Origin of the sequence: Aliirhizobium wenxiniae, from assembly GCF_019511445.1 — a bacterium.
Taxonomy (GTDB): Bacteria; Pseudomonadota; Alphaproteobacteria; order Rhizobiales; family Rhizobiaceae; genus Neorhizobium; species Neorhizobium wenxiniae_A.
Genome location: NZ_JAEUAN010000033.1, coordinates 1 through 24,395 on the forward strand (window position 1 = coordinate 1; position 24,395 = coordinate 24,395).

Sequence of the window (24,395 nt, forward strand, 5' to 3'; positions counted from 1 at the left end):
ATTTAAAAGTCCCATGTGGATCACTCCGTTGCCCCCGTCGCTCTCCGCGTTGGGGGAAGGTTCACATGGCTCAATTCTCAATGGAAATTATGCGCCTAACCGGCTCAGTTCTGCGTGGAAACCAACAAAACGACCTTTGGCCCGCCCGAACTGGAAATCATCGACGTCGCCTTGAAATCCTGGCGAAATCGGTATGGTTTGAGTAAAGATGACCCCGACGCAGTAATCGCTGCCGATATCTGCCTCAATCTATTCCGCGAAGGGCATAATACACTGCCCGAGCTGGTTCAGGCTATGGACGGTCACAGGGGACTGACTGATATCGCAATGGATCACGAGCTATCGGAGTTCGGCAACTGACCAGGCGCTCATCATCCCATGAATTGTCTCCATAATCTGCTCTTCTCGGTAGGGTTTCGAGAAGAACATGGTTTCGGCAGGAATGAGATTGCCCGGATCCTCGACATGGCCGGAAACGATGATGATTTTGATCGGTGGCCAGCGGTCGCGAATGATAGCTGCGAGCCGCATCCCATCGACGCCACGTGGCATGTCGACATCGGTCATGACAACCCGAATATCGTTGCGGGCTTCTAGGATTTTTACGGCCTCGGTTGCGTCGGCTGCGGGTATTGCCTCGTAGCCGGCCATCTCGACAAGATCAATTGCTGCCAGCCGCAGCAGCGGCTCGTCCTCTACGACTAGGACTACAGGTGGTGTGCGCGTTTCTGACATTTCGCTCATCATGACTGTCGCAACTGGGAGACCAGTCCCCGCATTTCAACTTTCAACCCTTTAGGCTCGTAACTGACGTCGACACCGCCTGTTCCCATGAGGCCGAGACGAATGAGTTTAGAGCCAAAACCTTTGCCGGCAGGTGCTGCAACTGCGGGACCGTCACTCTCTTGCCATAAAAGGACGAGCGTGTCGTCGCCGTTCCCGGTCTCGGTGCGCCACGTAACTGAAACCCGACCTTTTTCATTGGACCACGCGCCGTATTTCAGCGCATTGGTGCCGAGCTCATGCATAAGCAGCGCCAGCGACAAAGCGGTCCTCGGGCCAAGCTCAAGGTCGGGCCCTTCGATCTTGTATCGTTCGGGCAGCGCCATCTGGCGGAGGACTGTGTCCATCACCTGAGTCATGCGCGCCGATGTCCAGTCCTGGCCTAACAACACTTCGTGGGCCTTGGACAAAGCGTGCAGGCGATTTGTGAAGGCCTCTACCGGCGCCCGATCGGTGATCGGTCTCAGTGTCTGCGTTGCGATCGCCTGGACCATGGCCATGGTATTTTTCAAGCGATGACTGATTTCGTGATTGAGGATCTGCTGGTCTTCCTCGGCGCGGATACGGGAGGCAGCTTCACGCGTCCGATCAGCAATCGTTCGCACGAAATCCCGCTCTTCGGGCGTAAACTCGTGCGGCTTGTCGTAATGGACAAACATAACGCCCACAAACACGCTGTGCTCAATGATCGGAATATTAACCAAGGTAGCTAGCGAGATCTGCCGAAAGAGATCGGCGGAGCCCGCAGTGCGTGGATCAATTGTTACATCTGGGATGATTATGTTGTCGCCGCGCTTCAGGTCGTCGATAAAGCTCCCGTAATCGCGGAAGTGATGGAGCCCTGCAACTGGATCGATGTCTGGAGCGCACCAGCCCGGCAGCATTTGAACGGTCTCGGCGACAGCATCGACCATCCCGTAGCCCGCGCGAGTTGCGCCCTCAAGGTTGCGCACCATAATTTCAGATGCAGCAAAGGCGACCTCGGTAACAGTCTTGAGCTCCCGGATACGGTCGCCAAACTCCAGGAAAGCAAGCTGCCTATCCTGCGACTGTTTCTCGAGCGTCGCGTTTCGGGCAATCTTGATATATCCACGAACGGCACCACTCTCCGTTACGAGCGGCCGGACTGTCCCGTCGAGAAAGGCGTGCGTGCCATCTGCCCGGATATGCCAGCGCCGGTCTATTGCGACGCCTTTCTCCGCGGCCCTGGCGAGCTCGAGATCGGGAATGCCCGCAGCTTGATCTTCGATCGTAAAAATGTCCGAAAACGGCCGTCCCATCATCTCGGCTTCTGTGCGGCCGAATGTCTCTTCTGCCCCGCCATACCAGCTCGAAATCCGGCCGTCGAGATCAGTTGTCACAATGACATAGTCCTTAGCCCCTTGTATCAGCACTCTCAGCCGCTCTTCGCTCTGTTGCAGAGCTTCCACTGCGGACATGCGCTCGGTGACGTCCAGGAACATGGTAATGAACGTGTCTTCGCCCGTGGCTTGAATGAACCCGTCAAGCCAGCGACCGAGGGAGTCTACGGACCGGGTAAACCGCTTCGACTCGCCGGTCGCTATCACCTCGGCGACGTCGGTGACCCAGTCATCCTCGATCCCTGGAAGTACCTCGCGGATTGTCCTGCCAACGGGCGGTTCTGTCGAAATCCCAACAAGCTGAGCCCAGGCTGGGTTCACATTATCGTGGCGCCAGTCAACGATGTTGCCTGTGGGGTCGCGAATGACAGTGCCAAGAACAATCCCTTCTTCGAGCTGGTGAAACAGGTTGCTCCAGCGCCGGTCCGAGACAAGCGCGGCAATGTGGTTGCTGGCGATCTTTCCGAACTGCTTCAGCAGGCCAAGTTCAGACAGGCTCCAGTCTCTCGGTTGCCCATCTATTGCAGCGATCGCTCCGATGATCGTGCCGTCCGGGAGGTTTACGGGGACACCCATGTATGAAACTACACCCAGGTCTCCAATAGCGAGGTTGTCGCGAACACGCTCGTGCAGGGTCGCGTCTCCGACGATGAAAGGCTGCTTGTCATCGACCACATGTTGGCAGAATGAGTGCGTCAGCGGCGTTTCCCCGCGCTCCGCCCAGGGTGCGGGCAGCCCGACATGTGCCGCGAACACCTGCCTGTCTTCGTCGAGAATAGATACAATCGCAACGGGACAGTGCAACGCCGTCTTTACGGTCTCTACGATGTCGTTAAACTCTGACTTATGGTGAGGCTCGAACAATCCGGCATTGCGCGCGGCACGAATGCGTTTGGTTGTATTTAGCAAGTGCGCGAGTACCTCATGTGATGTTCGGTCAAGTGTTCGGACAGATATTATTTTGCCGTCACGTTTCTAGATGGGAGATCGGGTAGAAAAGACAATTGCGGATCTAGGATGAATCGGCATAACCAAAGACGCTTGCTCTAAGACTTCAAATGCGGGCAGAGCACGTTCGGACAGGAAACTCGCGCTTGGACACGCTTTTTGCCTTCCGTGCATTTCGATGGCCTCGCTTCAAAGAGGCTGGTTCGGCTGATGGCTGAGAGGTCATGGCAGACGACTTAGCGTATGTCCCAGCGCCAGCACACTTGCTTTTCTTTCGAATACCGGACGCAAATTCGCGGTATGACGGTGAAAGTGACGGCATCCAAAAGAAAAGTTCACGTCAATGAGCTGCGGACCTCGAATGCGTGAGGAGAAGTCTTTGTGTTAACGCAAACGGTTCGCGTCATGGCCAGAGCCTGAATCGCCACCCTGGAGGCCCATAAGCAATAGAATTCATGCCGCCTGAGCGGAGCTCGCGAGGACGAGGCTCGGGGGCACTTGTGCGCCACGCATCCCACCGACATAGGCTACCAGATAGGTGAGAGCGTTCTGGAACCCGTTGACAGTGTAGGGCTTCTCGATGCCGCCAATCGCACCCGCGTAGTCGTCGGGTATTCGCTTGAGGTTTCCCGACACGAACACATAGGGCACGCCTTGCGATGCCAGCTCCCTGCCGACATCAATGCCTGTCGGGCCATCCAGTAGCTGGATGTCGACGAACGCAAACTCTGGAGCCGCGGCTCCGATCAGTTCTTTCGCAGTTTTGCTCTCAGCGGCAAGGCCAACCACTTCGTGACCAGCGGCCTCGAGTTCGCTTTCCATTTCCAGCGCCAACAGCGCCTCGTCTTCCACGATCATGATACGCATTCTTCAGTCCTTATGTTCGTCAACGAGAAGGGTGATGCGGACGTCCGTCCGATGGCCTTCGACGGTCTTCTCGATCTTGGCACCCAGCTGTCGTGCGGAAGTCTCAAGCATCATGGCGCTGAACGCTTGTTCTTCCCTATCTGCTTCTACTGGGGATACCGTATCGGAGACCCTGATCAGGAAGTGCCCGTTCAGCCGCCGGACCTCGAGATGTATTTCGCCGCCACCGTCACCCAGTCCGCGCCGCACGGCATCGCCGATCAGTTCGTTGACCACCAACGCGATGGGAGAGGCCTTAGCGGCGGGAACGACGACTTCGTGCAAATCCGTGGTTACGCGGATATCGCTCCGCCTTAGTGCGCTAACTAGGTCGTGGACCAGCTCCTGCGCGAAGTCGGCGACGTCGAAATGCCCAACGTCATCGTCGTTTAGTAGCTTGCGCTGCACGGTACTCAGCGCCTCAACGCGGTTGAGAACCGACCGGAGTGTCTTTCGGGCAGTGTCATCCTCCGACATGCGCGCTTGGAGCTTGACGATGGACGCGATGGTTAAGAGGTTGTTCTTAACCCGATGATCAACCTCATGAACCAGGAGGGTCTTCGCCTTAAGTGCGTTCGTCAGGTCGGCGGTGCGATCAGCAACCTCTTCTTCTGCAATATGGCGGGCGCGCGCCAGCTCCGCCTCCTTGCTCTTAATGTTTGTAAAGTCGAGCTGAGAGGCGAAAAAGTAGATGACCTCGCCCGCCTCGTTTCGGACCGGACTAACGAAGAGTGCGTTCCAGAACGGCGAGCCATCCTTGCGGTAGTTCAGGATGTCGATAGAAAGGTCTGCCTCCGCAGCAATGGCCTGCCTGATTTTGGCAATGGCTTCAGGGTCCGTGTCTGTGCCTTGCAGCAGGCGGCAGTTGCGGCCGATCAGCTCTTCTTCACTATATCCCGAAAGCTGACAAAAGGCAGTGTTGCAAAAGATAATCGGATTGTCGTCCTGGCGGGGATCCGTGATCAGCATTGGCATGCGGGTTGCCTTGAACGCTGCCGCGAACGGGTCTTCCGACATGTGTTCGGCGAGAAGTCGTTGGCCTGCCTCGCGTGCAAGACGGGTCTGTTGCGTATCGTTCATTCGGGTGTCCGATCGAGTGCAGGGTCAACGGGTAACTAATGATGCCGCCGATAACGTCAATACACGCGTTTCACTAATAGGTTACTTCAGCCGCAACCCGTGGTTTTTGATCGTCATTCCAGCTTGTGCTAATCAACGGAGGAAACGCCGGTCTCCTGCAGGCGTCGTCGGCATTGCCGGCTTGTTAGACAACGCGCAAAGGCACGCTATGCTTCAACAAAACGTCACGGCCTGCGATGTCGAGCCGATCCATGTTCCAGGCACGATCCAGCCGCACGGCATCATGCTGATCGCAGACGCCCGCTCACTTGTTTGCGTAGGTGAGGCTGGCGACGTTGAGGGCATCCTTGGACGAGCCGCCGTCGGCCGCCAGCTCGGTGATATCCTCGGAGCATCCGCTTTTGGACGGATGTCAGCCATCACCACCGGGCATCTCGCCGTCCTTGGTCGGATCGTGGGGAGGGTTCTCCCCCTGAATGCCGTGGCCTACCGCTCGGGTGAATTCGCCGTCGTCGAAATGGACCTGGCCGAGGAAACGGCCGTAGAGGCGGTTCCCTATCTTGTCGATCTCGACGCCGCCAGCGCCCGCTTCGAGCGATCCGCCAGCGTCTCCGAACTCTGTCGAAGTGCCGCGACGGTGTTCCGCGATCTAACGGGCTACGATCGTGTGATGGTCTACCAGTTCCTCGACGACGACGCAGGTGTCGTAGTCGGCGAAAGCGTGGCGCCTGGAAACTACAACTTCATGAACCACCATTTCCCTGCTTCGGACATCCCAAAGCAGGCGAGGGCGCTTTACCTCCGAAACAAGGTCAGGGTCATCCCGGACGTGGACTACGTGCCGCAGCCAATCACCTCGGACAGGGATCTGCGGGACATCGACCTCAGCGACTCTGCGCTCCGCAGTGTCTCGCCGATCCATATCCAGTATCTGCAGAACATGGGCGTGAAGGCCTCGGCGTCCTTCTCCATCATCAAGGACAATGTCCTGTGGGGCCTGATCGCCTGTCATCACCACCAGCCGCGGACGATTCCGCTCACCGCTCGAATGGGTTGCCAGACGCTCGCGAACTCGCTGGCCCGCAAGATCAAGGCCAAGGAGGACGCCCAGCTTCACCGCGAGCGCATTCGCCTGCGCTCGCTCGAAGACGGTATTCTCGCTCTACTCGGACCGGAGAACTCCCTGGACGAGCTATTCGCCAAGTCTGGCGAAAAGATCGCCAGGATGCTATATGCCGATGGGTTTGCGGCGGTGCAGGGGGACGAACTCTACGTCCACGGCAAGACGCCTGATCCGATAGACATCCGCAAACTCGCTGACCACCTCAAGGTCCCGGCATCCCAGCAGACCTACGCGACGGCAAGTCTCTCTTCCAAATGGGACGAGGCGTCGGCCTACATGGACGTGGCCAGCGGCGTGCTGGCGGTCACCATGTCGACCGAGGTGCCGACGATCCTGATGTGGTTCCGGGCTGAACACGTCGAAGTTCTCAAATGGGCGGGCAACCCGCACAAGGACACGGCGCATGACCCCGCCGCGGTCCTGACGCCGCGCTCGTCGTTTGAGGCGTGGAGCGAGAGTGTCCGAGGCAAGGCTCGGCCCTGGACGCATGCGGAGGTGGAGTCTGCCGGTCGTGCCGTGCGTCTGATGCTCGAACATCGCAACAATCAGCGTCTTCGCGAGCTTAATCGCGAGCTGACCATCAGCCTGCGTGAGAACCAAGGCTTGGTCTCCCAGAAGGACTACCTTCTGAAGGAGGTCAACCATCGTGTACAGAACTCGCTTCAACTTGTCTCCGCGTTCCTACGTCTGCAGGCCAGGGGCGCGACGAACGACGAGGTGAAGCATAACCTTGACGAAGCGCAAAAGCGGCTGAACGCCGTGGCGCTCGTCCATCGGCGTCTCTACCAGGACGAAAGCGTCGAGATCATCGACCTCTCGCGCTACATCGAGAGCCTGATCGAGGACATGACGTCCACGATGGATTCCGATTGGCGTGACAATCTGGAGCTTGATCTCGCGCCGATCCTGATCGCGACCGACAAGGCCGTCAATGTCGGTCTGGTCCTCACGGAACTCGTCATCAACGCGCAGAAATACGCCTACGACGGCGCACCGGGGCCACTTGCCATCAAGCTCGAGCAGCACCGCAACTCGTTGCGCCTGATCGTCTCCGATGTCGGCCGTGGCAAGACGAAGTCGGCCAAGTCGAATGGTTTCGGATCGCGCATCCTCACTGCCATCATGGACCGTCTCAAAGGGAATATCGACGAAGAGGACAACGCGCCGGGACTGCGGGTCATCGTGACCGCGCCGATCCAGTGATGAAGTGGGGCGCCTAATCAAGATCGGTTTCCCGTTTGACGGATTGCTTGCGGAAATCTGCGCCACTGCATCGCGTCCGCCGCTTGTGAGCCGTGACGCGGTCTCGGTCGAGGCGATCTTGTCGCGACTGGCCATCATCGCGAAGTGTGAGGCGTCACTGACGAAAACGATTGAACCAGAAACCGCTGCTATCACTCAGCTCGAAGACGGCACCAGTAAAGATTGAAGGGGTCCCGGCTTCGTCACGAAGACATCGACCGTAAGCTCCCACTCGCACAATTGACCGTCTGCGCTTAACGCTAAATGTGATCGTATCGAATTTGCCGCTCAAAATAGTTGCATGCGTTCGCCTTGCGGCCTTCTCTCGGTCTTCTTCAAAGATAAGATTGATTATGCTTTCGATGTTCATTCCTCTAGCGAGTTTACCGGGGTCAAGGCCATAGATGGCTGCGTAATTTTCATCTGCAACAAGTCTGTTGTCAAAGAGGCTCCAACTGAACAGGCCAAGAGAAGGTAATCCAAACTCTGGAAACGAATGGTCTGGCAACGGTGTCCTCCTGTATCTTGCGTAATCGCACCACTCGTCATCGGAGTATAGTGCACGCCATTACAGTGGAAAGTACCGTCGCGAAGGGATTGTCGTTCGCGTCGAAGAGGAAAAGGATGCTCCCGCCTTAGACGAATTCAGGGCCTCGCGAAAAGTTTTCGCCGGTCGCCGCCGCCCTCGGAAACGGGGGGTTATCCACAAGCATCAAACTGCTTGAACCCCATCGCAACCTCTATAAAAGTTACAATCTGTTAGTCAGTGGAGAGCATCGTCCTGGACAACACCAATGAACCCAAGACCGCTGTTCCGGTAGCCAGACTGCTCGAGACGGTAGACTGGGCGGCCGGTCCGGTCGGCCCAAAATCAGACTGGCCCGCCTGTCTTCAAGCTGCGATCGGCATCATGATCCCATCGCAGGCACAGATTGTGATGTTCTGGGGACCCGAATTTGTCGCGTTCTATAACGATGCATACGCCCCGACGATTGGCGATAAACATCCACACGCATTTGGAAAGCCGGCGCGCGAATACTGGAGCGAGCTTTGGAGCGATTTGGAGCCGTTGCTGAAGCGCGTCCTCGACAAGGGCGAAACCGTTGCTGCGAAGGATCGGCCGTTTTATATCGAAAGGTTCGGCTATCCCGAAACGGCGTATTTCGACATCTCGTATTCTCCGGTCTCGGACCAGGATCGCACTGTGCGTGGGGTGCTCTGCATCGTCAACGAAACGACCGAGCGGGTCAAAGCTGATTCAGCATTGCGTGAGAGCGAGGAACGCCTTCGAGCGATATTTGCTCAATCGGCCGCTGGGATAGCGCTTGGCGATCTGACGGGAAAGCTGATCAGTGTGAACGACCATTTCTGTCAGATCGTTGGGCGTCCCCGCAGCGAATTAATCGGCATGCCGATGCAGGACTTTACGTATGCAGACGACCTACCGGAGAACCGGCGCCTGTTCAAGAACATGGTCGAGACGGGAGACAGCTTTGAAATCGAGAAGCGCTACATTCGCGGTGATGGCAGTCTTGTCTGGGTTTCGAACTCGGTGTCGGCAATCCGGGACGAACGCGGCAACATCTCGCAGGCTGTCGCTATATCTATCGATATCGGGGAGCGACGGCATGCACAGGAAGTCGAAAGGCACCTCGCCTCAATGATCGCGTCGTCTAACGACGCGATCCTCGGTATCGACCTGGACATGACCATCACCAGCTGGAACGCGGCGGCGGAAAGACTCTACGGCTATAAAGCGGAAGAGGCCATAGGAAAGACAGTTTTGATGCTGGTTCCGGAAGAAAGGAAGGATGAGGAACCAACTATCCTCAGACAGATCAAAGCCGGGCAAATCGTGGAGCCTTACGAAACCCAGCGCCTTCGCAAGGATGGTGGGCTTGTCGATGTTCTACTCAGCGTATCGCCGATCCGTGACGCCAGAGGACGTATCACTGGCGCATCCAAAACAACGCACGATATAACCAGCCGCAAAGATGCTGAGCGTTTGAAGGCTATTCTGATCAATGAACTTCATCACCGCGTGAAGAACATTCTCGCAACCGTGATTGCAATTGCCAGACAGACGCTTGGCCGCGACAAGTCAAATCGCGTGGATGTCGAGGCCTTTGAAACCAGGCTCGCGTCGCTAAGCAGGGCGCAGGACCTCCTGATCCACGGGGAGGGCCAGTATGCCGACATCAACGCCGTTGTTGAGCAAGCGATCTCGCCCTATCCGGCCGAAGCCTTCAACATAAGCGGACCAAGTGTACCGTTGCCGCCGAAAGCGGCTATCGCGCTTTCACTCGCACTACATGAGCTCGCGACGAATGCCGCGAAATACGGAGCGCTTTCGGTATCTGACGGTCGCATCAGCGTTTCGTGGCATTACGAGCCGCACCAGAACTGCAGGCTTACGATCATATGGGAAGAGCAAGGCGGCCCAGAAGTCGCACCGCCCGTGCGTAAAGGGTTCGGCTCGACATTGATCGAGCGACTTCTCTCAGCCGAGCTGAGGGGCCACGCGAAGGTTTTTTACGAAAGGAGCGGCGTGAGATGCGTCGTTGAGGCAGACATGTCGCAGGTCGGGGAGGTTCCATCAGCATAAGTTTGGGACACCTAAAACACGATGGATCTCCGATCGTCCCGCGCAGAGCCCCCGGCCCCAAATTTCACGGGGATTTCTCTTCAGCTCTCACCTTAGTGTCTTGTTCGCCATTGACTGACTTTAGGGCAGCGTTGAAAAGCTCGTCACGATCGTGCATACCTTTGTTGTAAAGTCTGGCAACCGTTGCGGTCAGGCGACCAATTGCTGCGGGATCGCGCAGGATGCCTTGAGCGCGTGCCACTTCCTTTACGACACCTGCACAGAAAAGTGCATCCTCTTTCGAAATTGGTGCTGTCATATCATCCCCGCCAGAATAGCCCGCCCCTCGGTGGGGCGGGCGTTGGAACTGGTTAGAAGTCCATGCCCGGACCAGCGGGCAGGGCGGGGACGGCGTCCTTCTTTGGCTTTTCGGCGATCATCGCTTCGGTCGTCACTAGCAAACCTGCGACCGAGGCCGCATCCTGCAGGGCGGTGCGAACCACCTTTGCCGGATCGATGACGCCCTGCGCGTAGAGATCGCCGTACTCGCCGGTCTGCGCGTTCCATCCGAACGACAGATCGGTCTTTTCCCGAAGCTTGCCAACGATGATCGAGCCTTCGGCGCCAGCATTCTCAGCGATCTGACGCACAGGTGCCTCAATTGCCCGGCGGACGATGTCGATGCCAACCCGCTGATCGTCATTAGCAGTCGGGAGACCATCCAGCGCCTTGACCGCACGAAGCAATGCTACGCCGCCACCAGGCAAAATACCCTCTTCGACGGCTGCACGCGTCGCATGCAAAGCATCGTCGACGCGGTCCTTCTTCTCTTTCACCTCGACTTCGGTAGAGCCGCCGACGCGGATGACGGCGACACCGCCCGCGAGCTTGGCGAGACGCTCCTGCAGCTTCTCGCGGTCATAGTCGGAGGTGGTCTCCTCGATCTGCGCGCGGATCTGTGCCGCACGTCCGTCGATCTCTGCCTTGGAACCGACGCCGTCGATGATCGTAGTGTTTTCCTTCTCGATCGCCACCTTCTTGGCGCGGCCGAGCATGTTCAGCGTGACGTTATCGAGCTTGATGCCGACGTCCTCCGAGATGACAGTGCCGCCTGTCAGGATGGCGATGTCTTCGAGCATAGCCTTTCGGCGATCGCCAAAGCCGGGAGCCTTGACGGCAGCGATCTTCAAGCCGCCACGCAGCTTGTTGACGACGAGCGTTGCAAGGGCTTCGCCTTCAACATCCTCGGCAATGATCAGCAGAGGCTTGCCGGACTTCACCACGCCTTCCAGCACCGGCAGCAAAGACTGGAGGTTGGAGAGCTTCTTCTCGTGGATGAGAATATATGGCTCTTCGAGCTCGACCCGCATCTTGTCCTGATTAGTCACGAAGTAGGGCGAGAGATAACCGCGGTCGAACTGCATACCTTCGACGACTTCCAACTCGGTCTCGGCGGTCTTGGCTTCCTCGACGGTGATGACACCTTCGTTGCCGACCTTCTCCATCGCTTCGGCCAGATACTTGCCGATCTCCTCGTCGCCATTGGCCGAGATGGTGCCGACCTGGGCGATCTCCGAATTGCTGGTGATCTTGCGGGCGTTAGCTTTCAACTCTTTGACGACAGCATCGACGGCGATATCGATGCCGCGCTTCAGGTCCATCGGGTTCATGCCCGACGCAACCGCCTTGGCGCCTTCCTTAACAATGGCCTGGGCGAGAACAGTTGCCGTGGTGGTACCGTCGCCGGCGAGATCATTGGTCTTCGACGCCACCTCGCGCAGCATCTGCGCGCCCATGTTTTCGAACTTGTCTTCCAGTTCGATCTCTTTGGCGACGGAAACGCCGTCCTTGGTGATGCGTGGCGCGCCGAACGACTTGTCGATGACGACGTTGCGGCCCTTGGGACCAAGCGTAACTTTTACCGCGTTGGCGAGAACATCGACGCCACGCAGCATGCGTTCACGGGCGTCGGTGTTAAATTTGACTTCTTTCGCAGCCATTTGTTCACTCCTTCAATAGGCAGCTTTTTGACTGATGGGCGGCAGTGCGTGTTTACGCAGCCTGCTGCTGATCAACCTGCGCTTCGATAACGCCCAGGACGTCGCTTTCCTTCATGATCAGCAGATCTTCACCGTTGATCTTGATTTCGGTGCCTGACCATTTGCCGAACAGAATGCGATCGCCCGCCTTGACGTCGAGCGCCTGGATCTGGCCGGCTTCGTTGCGTGCACCAGGACCGGCGGCGACGACCTCGCCCTCGGATGGCTTTTCCTTGGCGGTATCCGGAATGATGATGCCGCCTTTGGTCTTTTCCAGCGAATCGACCCGGCGGACGAGAATGCGATCATGAAGCGGTCGGAACGACATGTTTTCCTCCGTTGAGCAAAAATGATGACGTTGAAGACCCTGGCCGGACCGGGTGACCAATCCGGACGGGTGCGAACCTCACTCGAGCGCTCGCGGGCAGAATTTATTTTTGAGATTTTTCGATTTCAAGAGGGTTTTCTGAAAAAACTAGCACTCGCTCAATCCGGCTGCTAACACACTGCGATTGTTGGTTAATTTCGACAAGAATAATGGTTCCATCTTGAAGCCGCTCACAATCTGGGTCACCTTAGCGTTGTCACGAAACGGAGATGAAGCATGCAATTCTCATCGGACATTGATCGACAGCTCAATGGCTACGGCCTTACGACCGCACACATCCTCTATCGTATCCCGGACTATGAATTCGCTCTTCAGACCTATGTCTGGCAGGACTACGATCTCGCACCCGATTTCCCCGAGATGCGTAAGTTCCTGGATTTCTGGAAGACCTCTCTCGATGGGCCTTTGCATTCTGTTCGTTACAGCCACCAGCGCCTGATCGGGCCGAATGAATGGCGACGCGTCGATGGCGAATTCAAGCTGCAGTGAACCTTGAATTCGATTTCTCGCCCTCCTAGCTGAGCGGCGGCCGAGGCTTGATGAGCTCGGTCGCTTTCCAAGTCTGTATGGAGTCGAGACCGCATGGAACAGAATATCGAGATCATGAAAAACGCGAGCGTGTCCGAGAGGGAGGAAATCATTATCGATTTCGTCCGGTGGCTCGAGACAACGTCCCAGGACGCTCTAGTATATGGTGAGGGACGTTTTGCGTTGATGTCTGCGAATTTGGCTCAGGCGATCCGTGCCAACGCTGATGACCTTGCGCGCGATACGCCTGAAACGGCTGTGCGACTCTTGCAGCAAGCATGCGCAATGATATCGCAGTTCAAGGCCACTTATCCATATCGCGTCGTAAGCCGCTTGATCCACTGATACAGTCGATTCTTTTCGCGACAGATCTTGAATCGAAAAATCGGCAAACCAAAATCGAATGTCGCCAGCCGCTCAATAATGGGCTGGCTTTGCCGGGAGCGCCGCTTTTGGCATTCCCGTACCCATGTTGCTTCAAGGAGGATATGGCTATGGCAACATCTTACGATTACGCACCGCTCTACCGTTCGAGCGTCGGCTTCGACCGGATCTTCAATCTTCTCGAAAACGCTCAGCGCGCCCGCTCGTCGAATGACTGGCCGCCCTATGACATCGTGAAAACCGGTGACGACACCTACCGGATCTCGATCGCGGTAGCGGGCTTTGCCCAGGACGATCTCGACATCACCTTCCAGTCCAATCTGCTGACGGTTACCGGCAAGAAGCAGGAATCCCCGACAGAGGGCTACCTGCATCGCGGTATCGCAGGTCGTCCCTTCGAGCACCGCTTCGAACTGGCCGATCACGTCCGAGTGAATGGAGCGGACTTGAACAATGGCCTGCTGACGATCGAGCTTGTTCGCGAGATCCCGGAGGCTCTGAAACCGAGGAAGATTTCGATCCAGAGCACGCCTGCATTGACGTCGGTCGCTCCAGCACGGATCGAAGCCCAAAAAGCGGCGTGATCCTGAAACTCGTTCATTCGGTCAGGGCGCCACTGCGATGGCGCCCGTCAACATTGCGGGTAGGGAAGGAGAAAACGATGAAACCCGATATGTTCAGAGAACCCGTAACCATTCTGGTCGGCCTGGGATTTCCGGCGCAAGTTCCCGGAGTGATGGATGCCTATCAACACCTTGTCGAGTGGCCAAACTCCTTTAGGGATCGGGCTCACGCTGTTGCCCTGAAGGCGTGCCAGGCTGCGCTGCGGGGCGAGATCGAAGCAGAGACGGCGCGGGGCCTGTTCGTGGCGTTCGCGGAAAAGCATGAGCTTCTTGCGGCTGAGACACCGCCGATCGTCGCTGCTCGGTCGCGCGGCGACAGAGATCCCCATGTGCAGTGAGGGCGCAGGTATGACAGAAGCAATCATGCAGCAGTTTGTCGACAGAGCGGTGGCCATGGGGCCTGTGGTTCTAATGCAAGGCATGCATCTTGAACGGCCTACAGATGTGGTAGAGGCGCCGTCGCTGTCTATCGATGACAAGCGGGCAATCCTGGCTGCCTGGGCATCTGATCTGTATGCTGTCGAGTCAAAACCGGCGCTGCGGCAGTTGCCCGGAACCGACCCAGTGCCTATAGATGAGGTACAATCTGCGCTTATCGAACTCGATCAGCGCTGCCGTCCCTAAACACAGTCGGTTGAGATTTTTTTCATGGCCGCCGGACATAGACGTGGGCTCGCCGGCAGTCTCGGCTGCTCCCGCGCGCCGGCGGCAGAACCTGCGGTCACGAGACCAGGTCGCGCGACAGCGTGCGGGGCCAGGGGCTATCCCATCGCCTGCCAAGCGATACCTGCAGTTGCCGAAAGAACAAGTGTAGCGATAACGGACAGCTTGAGGCGGAAGATCGCGAACGCCGCCAATAGCGTCAGAACCACTGACGGCACAACAATCGATGAAAACGCAGGTACGTCGAGTTCAAGCGGCCCATAGTTAATGGCCCTCACTTCGGCAAACAGGACGTGCAGCCCGAACCATGCCGCAAGGTTCAGGATCACCCCGACGACCGCAGCAGTAATCGCCGACATCGCGCCGCCGAGGGCCTCATTGCCGCGCATCTTTTCGATGAAGGGTGCGCCGGCGAATATCCAGAGAAAGCTTGGCAGGAACGTCACCCAGGTCGTCAGTAACGCAGCAAGGGTTGCCGCCATTAACGGCGAGAGCGCCCCCGGATCGCGATAGCCCGCAAGAAAGCCGACAAATTGCGTCACCATGATCAGCGGTCCCGGCGTCGTTTCGGCCATGCCAAGGCCGTCGAGCATCTCGCCGGGTCGAAGCCAACCGTAGTTTTCGACCGCTGCCTGAGCCACGTATGCGAGGACGGCGTAGGCGCCTCCAAAGGTCACCACGGCCATCTGACTAAAAAACAGACCGATCTTCGAGAAGATGTTGTTCCAGCCTAGCAGCAGAACGAGCGTGGCCACCGGAACAAGCCAGAGCGCTGCCAATGCCCCAGATACCTTGAGTGACCACGCCAGATTGGGTTTGGCGTGCTTCGGGATGTCTTCCCCCAGCACAGAATCCTTGTCCTCTAGAGGTGCGTTCGGGCCAGACTTATGTCCGCCGCCCGGCGTGAACCTTTTAAGCCGGGCCTGGCCGCCAAAGTAGCCGATGATGCCGGCGCCGATGATGATCAGCGGAAACGGGATATGGAAGAAGAAGATAGCCACGAAGGCTGTCGCCGCTATAGCGACCATCACCTCATTTTTGAGTGCCCTGCTGCCAATCCGGAAGACCGCCTGGATTACAACCGCTAGTACCGCGCATTTGAGGCCAAAGAACATGCCTTCGATTGCATTGACGTCTCCGAAGATGACGTAGACGTAGCTTAGCGCAAGGATAGAGAGGAAGCCGGGAAGGACGAACAGCAGGCCAGCGATCATGCCGCCCTTGGTCCTGTTAAGCAGCCAGCCGATGTAGATGGCAAGCTGATGGGCCTCGGGTCCCGGAAGCACCATGCAGTAGTTGAGGGCGTGGAGGAAACGCTGTTCCCCGACCCAACGTTTCTCGTCGACGACGATGCGGTGCATGACTGCAATCTGGCCTGCGGGGCCGCCAAAGCTAAGCGCCGCCACACGCGCCCAAACCTTTACCGCTTCAGACAGCGGAACGACATCTTCGCTTGCCGCTCGGTCGACATGAGCACTCGTCTTAGTGAGGTCGGTCATCATCTCATCCCTTCCTCGCGTTGGGCCAGTTATGCGTTTCATCGGTCGCATCGCGGCACCATCTGTAGAAGGCATCATAGAGAAGCATGCCCGCTTCGAGCTGCTCCAGGTCATCGTTAAACATTCGGGAAAGGCCGAGGGATGCTGCGAGCAGCCCCGGCACTTCTGGCGCAAGCTCGGGCCTTGCGGTGTCGGCGCCGCGGACGATCGCTGCGAGACGAAGCAGTGGCGCGGTCCCTAAACCGAATTCTTCCACCATGATATCGAAGGTGCAAAGCTCGCCGCGGTGGCTCCAGGTGGCTCCCTCGATGTCGAATGGCGTCGCATTGAAGCGGTCAGCGACCCCGGCTACCTCGGCTGCGGGGACGAACAGGAAGACGGCAGAAGGATCGACGAAGCGTCTGATCAGCCAGGGGCAGGCGATGCGGTCGATCTTCGGCCGGGAGCGCGTGACCCAGACGGTTCTGCCGCGGTCGTCGCGCGGAGGAAGCTTGTCCTGCGGTACCAGAGCCGCGCTTGATGCGCGCCAGGCCTCGAAGCCACCTTCAAGGACTTCGGCGGGTTTGCCGAGGGCACGGAGATGGGCAGCCACACCGTGCGCGAGTTTCTGACCCTTCTGGCAGAGTACGACGGAAGGTCCGCTGAAATCGTCGGCCCACTCGGCGACCTTGCGATAGTCGCGGCGTACCGACCCGGGGATGAGACGGGGATCGGCTGAGAAGTCCCCGTCGTCGCGGACGTCGATGATCGTAGGCGCGGTTGGCGTGCCGATAATTCGGTTCAGCTTGTCGGGCGTGATCTCAAGAAATGACGGCATAGCGCGCCCCTCCGGTTGCTCGGGTTCAAAGGACGCGATGCTTCAGCCGTAGCCTCGTGGGGCGATCCCTACCCCATGCATAAAAGTTCCATCGGACTGGCTCAATGTCAATATACAGATGACTGTGTCGATCCCCCGCAGCCTCTATAATACGGCGTTAACCATCGCGAGGAGGCCGAGCCTCGTGAGCATCATATCGAAAACCGAATGACCGCGGTAAAGCCGTTAGGCGCGTAGCTGCGTCCCACGCTTCCGCCAAGATGCGACGCAAGTCCCTCGATCAATTCCGTTCCATACCGTGTACCTTCGGGTTGATAGACCGACGGGCCGCCTTCCTCACGCCAATGGCAGACGAGAAGCGTCCGATCTCGGTTGCCTGCTTCCAGGTACCAGGTCACGTGAACCTTACCCTCCGAAACCGATGCAGAGCCATACTTTATAGCGCGGCAATCAGGATGAGACGCTTGCGACAATCTGGATGAGATTCTTAGGTCGCGGTCGGGATCAAATTATCATGCTGATTGCCGCTGACAAGTTCTTCGTCGTTTTCTGATTGCCGCTCCGCGACAGACAGCGTGGAGGTCCTGATTGTCGCAAACGAGGCCGGTCGGCCCCGCTGGCGTTTCTCCTCAAGCGCAGTTCTGCGACCATAGCTTTCGACGTTCATCTCGAAGATCGTGGCATGGTGCACGAGCCGGTCGACTGCGGCGAGCGTCATGGCAGGATCGGGAAAAACCCGGTTCCACTCACCGAACGGCTGGTTGGCGGTGATCAGGATCGATCTATGCTCGTATCGTGCCGAGATCAGCTCGAAGAGCACGCTTGTTTCCGCCTGGTCCTTGGTGACGTAGGCGAGATCATCGAGGATGAGCAGGTCGTACTTGTTGAGTTTATCGATGGCGGATTCGAGCTGCAGTTCCCGGCGGGCGACCTGGAGCTTCTGCACGAGATCGGTGGTCCGGGTGAACAGGACCCGCCATCCGTTCTCAATCAGCGCAAGACCGATGGCAGCGGCGAGATGGCTCTTTCCTCCGCCGGGCGGACCGAACATAAGGATGTTCGCTCCCTTGGCGAGCCAACTGTCGCCGGCGGTAATTGCCATGACCTGCGCCTTCGAGATCATGGGTACAGCGTCGAAAGCGAAGCTGTCCAGAGTCTTTCCGGGCGGCAGGTGCGCTTCGGCGAGATGCCGTTCAATTCGGCGATTGGCACGTTCTGCCAGCTCATGCTCGGCAATGGCCGACAGGAAGCGAGCTGCTGGCCATCCTTCCCGGTCTGCCTGTTCGGCAAATTGCGGCCACAGCGTTTTGATTGTCGGCAGCCGAAGTTCGGTTCCAGATCCCAGCTGGTAAGGTGTACCTTTCGCCCATCAACGACTGCTTTGACGGCATGGTCATCAGCTGGTCCATCGGAACCCAACCAGATGCGGGTCTCGTCAACACCATGCTGGATGCAGCCATCGGAACCGTCGCCAACTGCGAGGACGGCCAATCATCCATTCCGATCGCGGAGCCCATTATTGATGGCCGGGCTGGCTAACCCGTATCAGTGAAGCGAGACTGGTTCGCTCGATGTCCCGAAAGGGTTGCTCGCAAGACAACGCCGCGTGCGAAGGGTTCTTCGGTCGGTTGAAAACCGAGCTCTTCTATCCACGAGACTGGAAGGTCATCACGATCGAGCAGTTCGTGGCAGAGGTGGACGCCTACATCCGATGGTACAATGAAACGCGCATCAAAATATCACTGGGATCACTCAGCCCGGTCGAATATCGTAAGAGCCTCGGCCTGAGCATTTAAAACAGTCCAAGTTTTTATCCGCATCCCCACCGGCTCAGTTCTGCGCGGAAACCAACACCTGCAGATCAGGCTATGGAATTTGTTACCCGAAATGGTCGCCGGTCCTGCAAGATTGCGGTCTGACGAAGGTTAAGTTGTAGCCAAGAGAAATAGACACTGCTTGGAAGGACAGGCCGGTGTGAGCACGAAGATCGCAACCGCTACTCAGTCGAACTCGCGAAAGCCTCGGAATTTACCAAAAATCAGGCCACACCATAGCATCTATGGTGCACGAGATTGTTGTTGATATGCCCATTCCTTTACCAGAGCGCATCGCCGCCTCAGGGAGAGGGAAGACAATAAAAAACGCCCCGCTCAAGCATAGCAAGCCGCGGGGCGAAGTCGGACCACTCGATGGGGAAGCAATAGAGTGTGGCTCTCTCAAACTAAGCGGCATGGTAATAGTTCCCTCCCCACGCGCCTTCGGCTGACACATCGCATTTTATTAGTCGAAAAGGGTTGCCGCCATTCGCGCGCTGAAAGGTTTCCGTCACCTCGCTTGAGGGAGTGAAGCGCTGAAGCCTTCATGCCGCCGAGGTGGCATAGCTGACCATAAGGCATGAGGCGTCAAAAGGGCCACCTGCCCGAGATTCGCATAGCGGCTCCCCCTCAGCGTACGTGACCAACTTGAGATCCAGTCTTGGACGCACACGAGGAACTTCTACCGGTCTCGATTGTTTTCTGCTGCGTTCGGGAGGGGAGATCGCACTAATGTCGAAATCGATGCAGCGCGGAAGATCTAAAGCGCAAGAGCCCAGGACCTTCCTAGTTGGGCTTGGCAGAGGGGCCGCGGGTGCGTTGCTGTTCGGCATCCCGATGTTGATGACGATGGAGCTATGGGAACTCGGATTTTACATGGAGCGCCATCGCCTGTTTCTCCTGTTGCTCGCAAACGTCCCACTGCTTATCTTTCTGGCCGATCGCGTCGGGTTCGAGCGAACTACCACGCTCATGCAGGCGTGCCGAGACGCTAATATTGCTTATGGCTTGGGCGTTCTTATGAGCGCGGGGATTTTGATCCTGTTTGGTGATATCAAGATAGGCATGCCCTTTTCCGAAATTGTCGGGAAGATCGCCCTTCAGGCTGTTCCTGCGAGTATCGGAGCGCTTCTCGGCCGTTCTCAACTTGGCGGATCCTCTGACGATCAAGGCGACGAAAGAAGCGACGTTTCCAATAACGGTGATGCTGCTGCCCGTGGTGATGATGAAGACGCCGTCCCCGATAAGCTATCGACCAGCTACGCCCAGGAGTTGATGCTAATGGCGGTTGGCGCGCTCTTCTTGAGCCTCAACGTAGCGCCAACCGAAGAAATCGTCTTGATTTCGTTCAAAATGACCCCGTGGCACGCCTTAGCAACGATGATAATCTCGATCGGGATCATGCACGCTTTTGTTTATGTCGTCGCCTTCAAGGGGACACACGAAATGCCGGCCGGTACGCCCTGGTGGCACGCATTTTTTCGATTCACGCTGCCCGGCTACGTCGTTTCCATGTCGATCAGCTTTTTCGTTCTATGGACCTTCGGAAGATTGGACGCTGTCGCTTCTACACAGGCGCTGATGTTTGTGATCGTGCTATCGTTCCCTGGGTCAATCGGCGCGGCGGCAGCTCGCCTGATCCTCTAGGAGGTTCCATGACAGAAATATCTCGCCGACCTCATTCCGAGAGAAAGGATCCGCATTGGGTCGAATGGGCTGTCGGCATTGTCTCCGCGCTACTGATCTTGACGGTCATGGCCTGGGTTGGATTCGAGGCAATCACGGAAGAGGATCAGTCTCCCAGTTTTCGAACCACCATCATCGGAAAAAATGCGATTGGGAGTGGCGTGCGTGTCGAGTTCGAGATTGATAATCTCTCCACTCGTACTGCTGCTGCGGTGGTAGTTCGGGGCGAGGTACGGGACGGGAATACCGTGGTCGAGTTGGCCGAAGCAACGATTGACTATGTTCCGGCCCAGTCGAAATCTTCTGGAGCGATTATTTTCTCTACCGATCCGGGCGAAAAGGCTGTTTGGGTGCGGGCAGTCGGATATAGCGATCCATAAATTAGAGCATCGAACGTAGAATGTTCATGAGACATCCGATCCTCAAAAGTCTACGCGCATCGCAACCCGGTGGACGTGTCGCCTCGGTGAGCGGATTGGCAGCTGGCAATCATTGCTCATCAATCCAAACGGTTGAGCCGCGCTACGGCTAGAGCGGTTTCCGCGAGCGGTGGGACGGTGTCGCGTACCGTCTTTAGGCGCCACTGGTGATTGGATGCGAATTCTTCCTTTGACGGAAGTTACCTGTCTGAGGGTAGATTAAAGATCTGGCGGCTAACGATGCTGAGGCCGCGATCAGGTCCTATTCGATATCGCTCGACGACTCGATTTCCGAAGCTATTGGTGAATTCATGGTCGAAGCTACTTCCAGCAGGCGACTTTGTAAGCCGGCTCTTGGGTTGCCCACTATATGTGATGCTGCCTGGAATAGGCTTGATGTCGGACCCGAAAGCGCGTGCCGCCAACTCCGGATCGCCGTCAGCGCTGCACGCTGTGAGCATGGCGACAGCAAGGAAAGTGAAAGGATTTTTCATCATCGTAGAGTCTCACCTTCCGCCTGTACAACTGTTAATTCGCGTTGGTTGGGTTTGAAACCATATACACCGATACAAACAGATATAGTCCAAAGGCTATTGCGGCATAGCAGGCTAAGGCAATGATCACGCCTCTTCCAATTCGCGCCCTTTTCTTGCGTTCAGCTAGTGGAGCAGACTTGCGCTCCAGCGCTGGCTCATCTTCCGGTTTTATCATTAGCTTTTCTCCGAAAACGATTAGATTTTGGCGAGGTAGAGGATGACGCTGCCAGCTACAATGACGGCGAGTATAATTGCGGCCGCTCTGACCGTGCCAGCATTGCTGCTCTGACTTCCAAATATTGCGAACCACCATTTTGGCCCTTGGTTTCCGTGCGCCATTTCTCGTCCAATCAAATCAGGCCATAAACGACAAAGCCCAGAAATAGGGCAGCAACAAAGATCGCCCCAATGGCGATCAGACCAATGCTGCCGCCGCCAAACTTTGGCCTCGCAGTTCGCCGTGAGGCCTCAACCCTATCACGCAGAGCATTTTTATCGGTCATCAAGACCTCCTACCGCTTTCGCTATTTGGTTGTCGCTTCACGTGCGCCGGGGTGATGGTCTGCCTCACGCTCTTGCTTTGGGGTCTTGTCCACGTTGACGAAGTCACGGTATCGGCCCTTACCGATCCCGCGGCCCACGTCCGGCTGTCCGGTATCTCGCCCCTCAGTTCCGGTCTCCAAACTCGAATGTGCGGTATTGGCAGAGCGATCTAAGGTTTCCTTTGACATTGATCTTCTCCTTCTAACCCGGCACGAACAAACGGCAGAGCGGATAGTTCCTTGACAAAAACTTCGAGCAACTCGTGCTATTCGGGACGTTGACGCACGTCCATAGCTATCGTCGGCGCGGTCTCGCCACCCAGGATCGTCTTGAAAGACGCGGTCTGCAGTGGGGTAGACGAGACACATGACGCCTCACTTGGTATCTGCAAAGGTGGCGCCCGAAGGCCTTGCCGGTGCGCAAGACCACGGGACGCCGGAAAAATATCAACGTCTTACTGCCTCATCTTCTTTACCAGAATGAACAACGAAAGAAAGAAGCAGGAGGCGTTCGTCAATATGATCGGCCATTCGCCGCGCATTACGCCGAAGGCTGTCCAAAGGGCAAATCCTGTTACAGTAAGACAGTACATCCTCGCTGAAATTGCTTCGGTGTCGCCGGTCTTGATGACCTTCCAGACCTGCGGAATGAAACTGCAGACCGAGCATAAGGATGCGAGGTAACCGATGATAAGCGCTGCATCCAAATCGAAGTTCCTTTTCATGGGTGTGTCCAGGCGCTCGGGAACTATCCGTGGGCATGGTTGTTCCAAAGACCCTCGTCTCCCAATGGCGCAGGATTGGAGTGGGATGTGGATACTGAACTGGATCTGCAACGAAGGGATTGCGTCATCATCGGTGGTGGGCCAGCCGGGCTGACGGCCGCGATCTATCTGACGCGTTACCATTTGTCCGTCACGGTCTTTGACGACGGGACCAGCAGGGCAGCCACCATCCCGATCACCCACAATCATGCGGGATTTCCTGGCGGCATCAGCGGCGAGGATCTGCTCATGAGGATGCGTGTTCAAGCCCTGACCTATGGGGCTGAGATCTTACAAGAGCGGGTAAGCGCGCTGACCGGGCGATTAGGTGAATTCGCGGTCCGTTTCGGGGATCATAACCTGCCGGCCCGGACCGTCCTTATCGCTACTGGAGTTATCAACCGCCCGCCCACCATTCTGAAGAACAAACACGATGATGCGGTCCGTCGCGGCCTGATCCGCTATTGCCCGGTATGCGACGGTTTCGAGGTGACCGACAAAAAGATCGCGGTCATCGGACAGGGCGCTAAAGCATTCCAGGAAGCCGTTTTTCTCAGAAGCTATACACGCCACATCACCTTGCTTTCGCCAGGGCCGCCCAACCTTGAGCCGGGACACCGGGCACGGTTGGACGAGCTGGGGATACCGATCGCAGCCGGCTCTTTGGAATTCGAGCTCGAGCAAGACGCCATCGCCGTTCGAACATCAGAGACCAAATACCGCTTCGATTCCGTATATCCGGCATTGGGATCGAAAGTCAGGTCCGAACTCGCGTCAGAAGTCGGAGCGGCACTGACGGGAGAAGGGTGCCTGCGCGTCGACGATCATCAGCGAACGAACGTGAGAGGCCTGTACGCGGCGGGAGACGTAGTGATCGGCCTTGATCAAATCAGCCACGCCGTGGGGCAGGCGGGTGTCGCCGCGACGACGATCAGGAACGACCTGTCTGATCAGTCACCACTCGTGCGGTGATTTCTTTGGTCGAGGCTTGGTGTGCCTCTGGTCGCTCGAACTATCGAACTGCGATGACTGACCTTACGCAAGGTCGAGGAATGCCGTGGGATGAACGATCTTCATAGCATCCGCGCTGCACGCCCAGTCCGTCGCTGACCACTATTATAGTAGCTCGATGCCTGCTGAACGGATTTCTGCCGAGATTGCTCCATGGCGTCGGGAACGGAGATGCCGCGATTGGCGGCCTTAGATGGGGGCGGCGTACATGGAGGCTGGGCGCAATCCTTCTTCGCGGCGATTGCCCTTGCACGCCCGTGCCACGACTCCGACAGCCTCTAGGCGGCTGCTCGATTGTCAGGACAGAAGCCGAGAAACGGTCTCAAGCAGCTTCTTCTCGTTGTAAGGCTTGTCGAGAACGGCGTCGAAGACCTCTGGATGAGCGCGGCCAATGCTTCCTTGGGCCCCGCTGACGAGGATGACTGGGATATGGGAAAGATCCTCATCGGCGCGCATCGCTTGGGCCAGTTCCAGACCAGTCATGAGTGGCATCATCAAATCCGTGATCACAAGAGACGGCCGCTTCTCCCGTACGAGAGAGAGTGCTGCCTTGCCGTGGGAGGCGGACGCAACCTCATAGCCTGCGTCCTCCAGCATGATGACCAGGACGTCAGCGATCAGAAACTCATCCTCGGCGATTACGATCAGCGGCATC

General features: G+C 57.2%; 25 protein-coding genes and 2 pseudogenes. 12 read left to right on the forward strand and 15 right to left on the reverse strand.

The genetic code is table 11. From position 1 onward, the window contains the following. Positions 1 to 114: 114 nt before the first annotated feature. Positions 115 to 360, forward strand: coding sequence for a hypothetical protein (locus tag JNB91_RS27920; protein ID WP_220328726.1), 246 nt, complete (start codon positions 115 to 117; stop codon positions 358 to 360). Here JNB91_RS27920 and JNB91_RS27925 read toward each other — a convergent pair. From JNB91_RS27925 to JNB91_RS27940, 4 genes are all read right to left on the reverse strand, one after another. Then, positions 340 to 747, reverse strand: a complete 408-nt coding sequence (locus JNB91_RS27925; RefSeq protein ID WP_223218429.1) for a response regulator — start codon at positions 745 to 747, stop codon at positions 340 to 342. The two genes, JNB91_RS27920 and JNB91_RS27925, sit on opposite strands and share 21 nt — an antisense overlap. Next, complete coding sequence (locus JNB91_RS27930; protein WP_220328727.1) at positions 744 to 3,053, reverse strand: GAF domain-containing protein; 2,310 nt, start codon at positions 3,051 to 3,053, stop codon at positions 744 to 746. The genes JNB91_RS27925 and JNB91_RS27930 overlap by 4 nt, the downstream gene beginning before the upstream one ends. A 492-nt stretch (positions 3,054 to 3,545) precedes the next feature. Continuing rightward, entirely contained in the window at positions 3,546 to 3,959 is a 414-nt protein-coding gene (locus JNB91_RS27935) for a response regulator (RefSeq protein WP_093003416.1), read from the reverse strand. A gap of 3 nt (positions 3,960 to 3,962) precedes the next feature. Beyond that, a complete protein-coding gene (locus JNB91_RS27940) occupies positions 3,963 to 5,078 on the reverse strand; it encodes a PAS domain-containing protein (RefSeq protein ID WP_220328728.1) in 1,116 nt (371 codons plus the stop codon). A gap of 106 nt (positions 5,079 to 5,184) precedes the next feature. On the opposite strand from JNB91_RS27940, the gene JNB91_RS27945 reads away from it, so the two are divergent. After that, complete coding sequence (locus tag JNB91_RS27945; RefSeq protein WP_223218430.1) at positions 5,185 to 7,404, forward strand: histidine kinase dimerization/phosphoacceptor domain -containing protein; 2,220 nt, start codon at positions 5,185 to 5,187, stop codon at positions 7,402 to 7,404. A gap of 154 nt (positions 7,405 to 7,558) precedes the next feature. Here the strand turns inward: JNB91_RS27945 and JNB91_RS27950 are convergent, their stop codons facing one another. Continuing rightward, complete coding sequence (locus JNB91_RS27950) at positions 7,559 to 7,951, reverse strand: PAS domain-containing protein (RefSeq protein ID WP_220328729.1); 393 nt, start codon at positions 7,949 to 7,951, stop codon at positions 7,559 to 7,561. Between the two features lie 258 nt (positions 7,952 to 8,209). Between JNB91_RS27950 and JNB91_RS27955 the strand changes: the two genes are divergently transcribed. After that, positions 8,210 to 10,048, forward strand: coding sequence for a sensor histidine kinase (locus JNB91_RS27955; protein ID WP_220328730.1), 1,839 nt, complete (start codon positions 8,210 to 8,212; stop codon positions 10,046 to 10,048). Positions 10,049 to 10,112: 64 nt separating this feature from the next. Here JNB91_RS27955 and JNB91_RS27960 read toward each other — a convergent pair whose 3' ends face one another. Genes JNB91_RS27960 through JNB91_RS27970 form a run of 3 tightly spaced genes read right to left on the reverse strand, consistent with a single transcriptional unit; the run spans position 10,113 to position 12,394 of the window. Next, positions 10,113 to 10,346, reverse strand: a complete 234-nt coding sequence (locus JNB91_RS27960; RefSeq protein ID WP_220328731.1) for a hypothetical protein — start codon at positions 10,344 to 10,346, stop codon at positions 10,113 to 10,115. A gap of 52 nt (positions 10,347 to 10,398) precedes the next feature. Continuing rightward, the gene (gene groL / locus JNB91_RS27965; RefSeq protein ID WP_220328732.1) at positions 10,399 to 12,027 is read right to left on the reverse strand and encodes a chaperonin GroEL; all 1,629 of its coding nucleotides are present in this window, start codon (positions 12,025 to 12,027) and stop codon (positions 10,399 to 10,401) included. Between the two features lie 52 nt (positions 12,028 to 12,079). After that, positions 12,080 to 12,394 (reverse strand): co-chaperone GroES, encoded by a 315-nt coding sequence (locus JNB91_RS27970; RefSeq protein ID WP_220328733.1) that lies wholly within the window; start codon positions 12,392 to 12,394, stop codon positions 12,080 to 12,082. A gap of 276 nt (positions 12,395 to 12,670) precedes the next feature. Between JNB91_RS27970 and JNB91_RS27975 the strand changes: the two genes are divergently transcribed. From JNB91_RS27975 to JNB91_RS27995, 5 genes are all read left to right on the forward strand, one after another. Continuing rightward, positions 12,671 to 12,943 carry an usg protein gene (locus JNB91_RS27975; RefSeq protein WP_220328734.1) on the forward strand — a complete coding sequence of 91 codons (273 nt, stop codon included), beginning with the start codon at positions 12,671 to 12,673 and terminating at the stop codon, positions 12,941 to 12,943. Between the two features lie 93 nt (positions 12,944 to 13,036). Then, positions 13,037 to 13,327, forward strand: coding sequence for a hypothetical protein (locus tag JNB91_RS27980; protein ID WP_220328735.1), 291 nt, complete (start codon positions 13,037 to 13,039; stop codon positions 13,325 to 13,327). A gap of 149 nt (positions 13,328 to 13,476) precedes the next feature. Further along, the gene (locus JNB91_RS27985) at positions 13,477 to 13,950 is read left to right on the forward strand and encodes an Hsp20 family protein (RefSeq protein WP_220328736.1); all 474 of its coding nucleotides are present in this window, start codon (positions 13,477 to 13,479) and stop codon (positions 13,948 to 13,950) included. A 77-nt stretch (positions 13,951 to 14,027) separates the two neighbouring features. Beyond that, positions 14,028 to 14,327: a DUF982 domain-containing protein gene (locus JNB91_RS27990; RefSeq protein WP_220328737.1), complete on the forward strand. Its 300-nt coding sequence runs from the start codon at positions 14,028 to 14,030 to the stop codon at positions 14,325 to 14,327. 10 nt (positions 14,328 to 14,337) lie between these two features. Continuing rightward, complete coding sequence (locus tag JNB91_RS27995; protein ID WP_220328738.1) at positions 14,338 to 14,613, forward strand: hypothetical protein; 276 nt, start codon at positions 14,338 to 14,340, stop codon at positions 14,611 to 14,613. A 137-nt stretch (positions 14,614 to 14,750) separates the two neighbouring features. Here the strand turns inward: JNB91_RS27995 and chrA are convergent, their stop codons facing one another. The 3 genes from chrA to istB all read right to left on the reverse strand — a co-directional run bounded on the left by chrA (position 14,751) and on the right by istB (position 18,313). After that, complete coding sequence (gene chrA / locus JNB91_RS28000; protein ID WP_220328739.1) at positions 14,751 to 16,151, reverse strand: chromate efflux transporter; 1,401 nt, start codon at positions 16,149 to 16,151, stop codon at positions 14,751 to 14,753. 4 nt (positions 16,152 to 16,155) lie between these two features. Next, positions 16,156 to 16,968, reverse strand: a complete 813-nt coding sequence (locus JNB91_RS28005) for a chromate resistance protein ChrB domain-containing protein (protein WP_220328740.1) — start codon at positions 16,966 to 16,968, stop codon at positions 16,156 to 16,158. Between the two features lie 487 nt (positions 16,969 to 17,455). Continuing rightward, entirely contained in the window at positions 17,456 to 18,313 is an 858-nt protein-coding gene (gene istB / locus JNB91_RS28010) for an IS21-like element ISRel5 family helper ATPase IstB (protein WP_220328765.1), read from the reverse strand. On the opposite strand from istB, the pseudogene JNB91_RS28015 reads away from it, so the two are divergent. The 3 genes and pseudogenes from JNB91_RS28015 to JNB91_RS28025 form a co-directional block, all read left to right on the forward strand. Further along, positions 18,301 to 18,764: pseudogene (locus JNB91_RS28015) on the forward strand (IS3 family transposase); the annotation flags it as partial. The gene istB and the pseudogene JNB91_RS28015 overlap by 13 nt on opposite strands. A 750-nt stretch (positions 18,765 to 19,514) precedes the next feature. After that, positions 19,515 to 20,429: a TIGR02587 family membrane protein gene (locus JNB91_RS28020; RefSeq protein WP_220328741.1), complete on the forward strand. Its 915-nt coding sequence runs from the start codon at positions 19,515 to 19,517 to the stop codon at positions 20,427 to 20,429. Positions 20,430 to 20,437: 8 nt separating this feature from the next. Further along, positions 20,438 to 20,848 (forward strand): TIGR02588 family protein, encoded by a 411-nt coding sequence (locus tag JNB91_RS28025; RefSeq protein WP_220328742.1) that lies wholly within the window; start codon positions 20,438 to 20,440, stop codon positions 20,846 to 20,848. Positions 20,849 to 21,773: 925 nt separating this feature from the next. On the opposite strand, the gene JNB91_RS28030 is transcribed toward JNB91_RS28025, so the two are convergent. Then, the gene (locus tag JNB91_RS28030) at positions 21,774 to 21,926 is read right to left on the reverse strand and encodes a hypothetical protein (protein ID WP_220328743.1); all 153 of its coding nucleotides are present in this window, start codon (positions 21,924 to 21,926) and stop codon (positions 21,774 to 21,776) included. Between the two features lie 494 nt (positions 21,927 to 22,420). Beyond that, the gene (locus JNB91_RS31540) at positions 22,421 to 22,873 is read right to left on the reverse strand and encodes a SemiSWEET family sugar transporter (RefSeq protein WP_346269413.1); all 453 of its coding nucleotides are present in this window, start codon (positions 22,871 to 22,873) and stop codon (positions 22,421 to 22,423) included. On the opposite strand from JNB91_RS31540, the gene JNB91_RS28040 reads away from it, so the two are divergent. Beyond that, a complete protein-coding gene (locus JNB91_RS28040; RefSeq protein ID WP_346269414.1) occupies positions 22,778 to 23,701 on the forward strand; it encodes an NAD(P)/FAD-dependent oxidoreductase in 924 nt (307 codons plus the stop codon). The two genes, JNB91_RS31540 and JNB91_RS28040, sit on opposite strands and share 96 nt — an antisense overlap. Positions 23,702 to 23,802: 101 nt before the next feature. Here the strand turns inward: JNB91_RS28040 and JNB91_RS30985 are convergent. Beyond that, positions 23,803 to 23,934: pseudogene (locus JNB91_RS30985) on the reverse strand (integrase); the annotation flags it as partial. A gap of 103 nt (positions 23,935 to 24,037) precedes the next feature. Beyond that, positions 24,038 to 24,394, reverse strand: a complete 357-nt coding sequence (locus tag JNB91_RS28045; protein ID WP_220328744.1) for a response regulator — start codon at positions 24,392 to 24,394, stop codon at positions 24,038 to 24,040. Position 24,395 lies beyond the last annotated feature (1 nt).

Coding starts and splice junctions, on each gene's coding strand:
- JNB91_RS27925 (WP_223218429.1), bottom strand. CDS start 747: ATGATGAGCGAAATGTCAGAAACGCGCACACCACCTGTAGTCCTAGTC.
- JNB91_RS27935 (WP_093003416.1), bottom strand. CDS start 3,959: ATGCGTATCATGATCGTGGAAGACGAGGCGCTGTTGGCGCTGGAAATG.
- JNB91_RS27940 (WP_220328728.1), bottom strand. CDS start 5,078: ATGAACGATACGCAACAGACCCGTCTTGCACGCGAGGCAGGCCAACGA.
- JNB91_RS27960 (WP_220328731.1), bottom strand. CDS start 10,346: ATGACAGCACCAATTTCGAAAGAGGATGCACTTTTCTGTGCAGGTGTC.
- groL (WP_220328732.1), bottom strand. CDS start 12,027: ATGGCTGCGAAAGAAGTCAAATTTAACACCGACGCCCGTGAACGCATG.
- JNB91_RS27970 (WP_220328733.1), bottom strand. CDS start 12,394: ATGTCGTTCCGACCGCTTCATGATCGCATTCTCGTCCGCCGGGTCGAT.
- JNB91_RS27975 (WP_220328734.1), top strand. CDS start 12,671: ATGCAATTCTCATCGGACATTGATCGACAGCTCAATGGCTACGGCCTT.
- JNB91_RS27980 (WP_220328735.1), top strand. CDS start 13,037: ATGGAACAGAATATCGAGATCATGAAAAACGCGAGCGTGTCCGAGAGG.
- JNB91_RS27985 (WP_220328736.1), top strand. CDS start 13,477: ATGGCAACATCTTACGATTACGCACCGCTCTACCGTTCGAGCGTCGGC.
- JNB91_RS27990 (WP_220328737.1), top strand. CDS start 14,028: ATGAAACCCGATATGTTCAGAGAACCCGTAACCATTCTGGTCGGCCTG.
- JNB91_RS27995 (WP_220328738.1), top strand. CDS start 14,338: ATGACAGAAGCAATCATGCAGCAGTTTGTCGACAGAGCGGTGGCCATG.
- chrA (WP_220328739.1), bottom strand. CDS start 16,151: ATGACCGACCTCACTAAGACGAGTGCTCATGTCGACCGAGCGGCAAGC.
- JNB91_RS28005 (WP_220328740.1), bottom strand. CDS start 16,968: ATGCCGTCATTTCTTGAGATCACGCCCGACAAGCTGAACCGAATTATC.
- JNB91_RS28020 (WP_220328741.1), top strand. CDS start 19,515: ATGTCGAAATCGATGCAGCGCGGAAGATCTAAAGCGCAAGAGCCCAGG.
- JNB91_RS28025 (WP_220328742.1), top strand. CDS start 20,438: ATGACAGAAATATCTCGCCGACCTCATTCCGAGAGAAAGGATCCGCAT.
- JNB91_RS28030 (WP_220328743.1), bottom strand. CDS start 21,926: ATGACCGATAAAAATGCTCTGCGTGATAGGGTTGAGGCCTCACGGCGA.
- JNB91_RS31540 (WP_346269413.1), bottom strand. CDS start 22,873: ATGGTAACGCGTCAGATAGATCGCGGCCGTCAGCCCGGCTGGCCCACC.
- JNB91_RS28045 (WP_220328744.1), bottom strand. CDS start 24,394: ATGCCGCTGATCGTAATCGCCGAGGATGAGTTTCTGATCGCTGACGTC.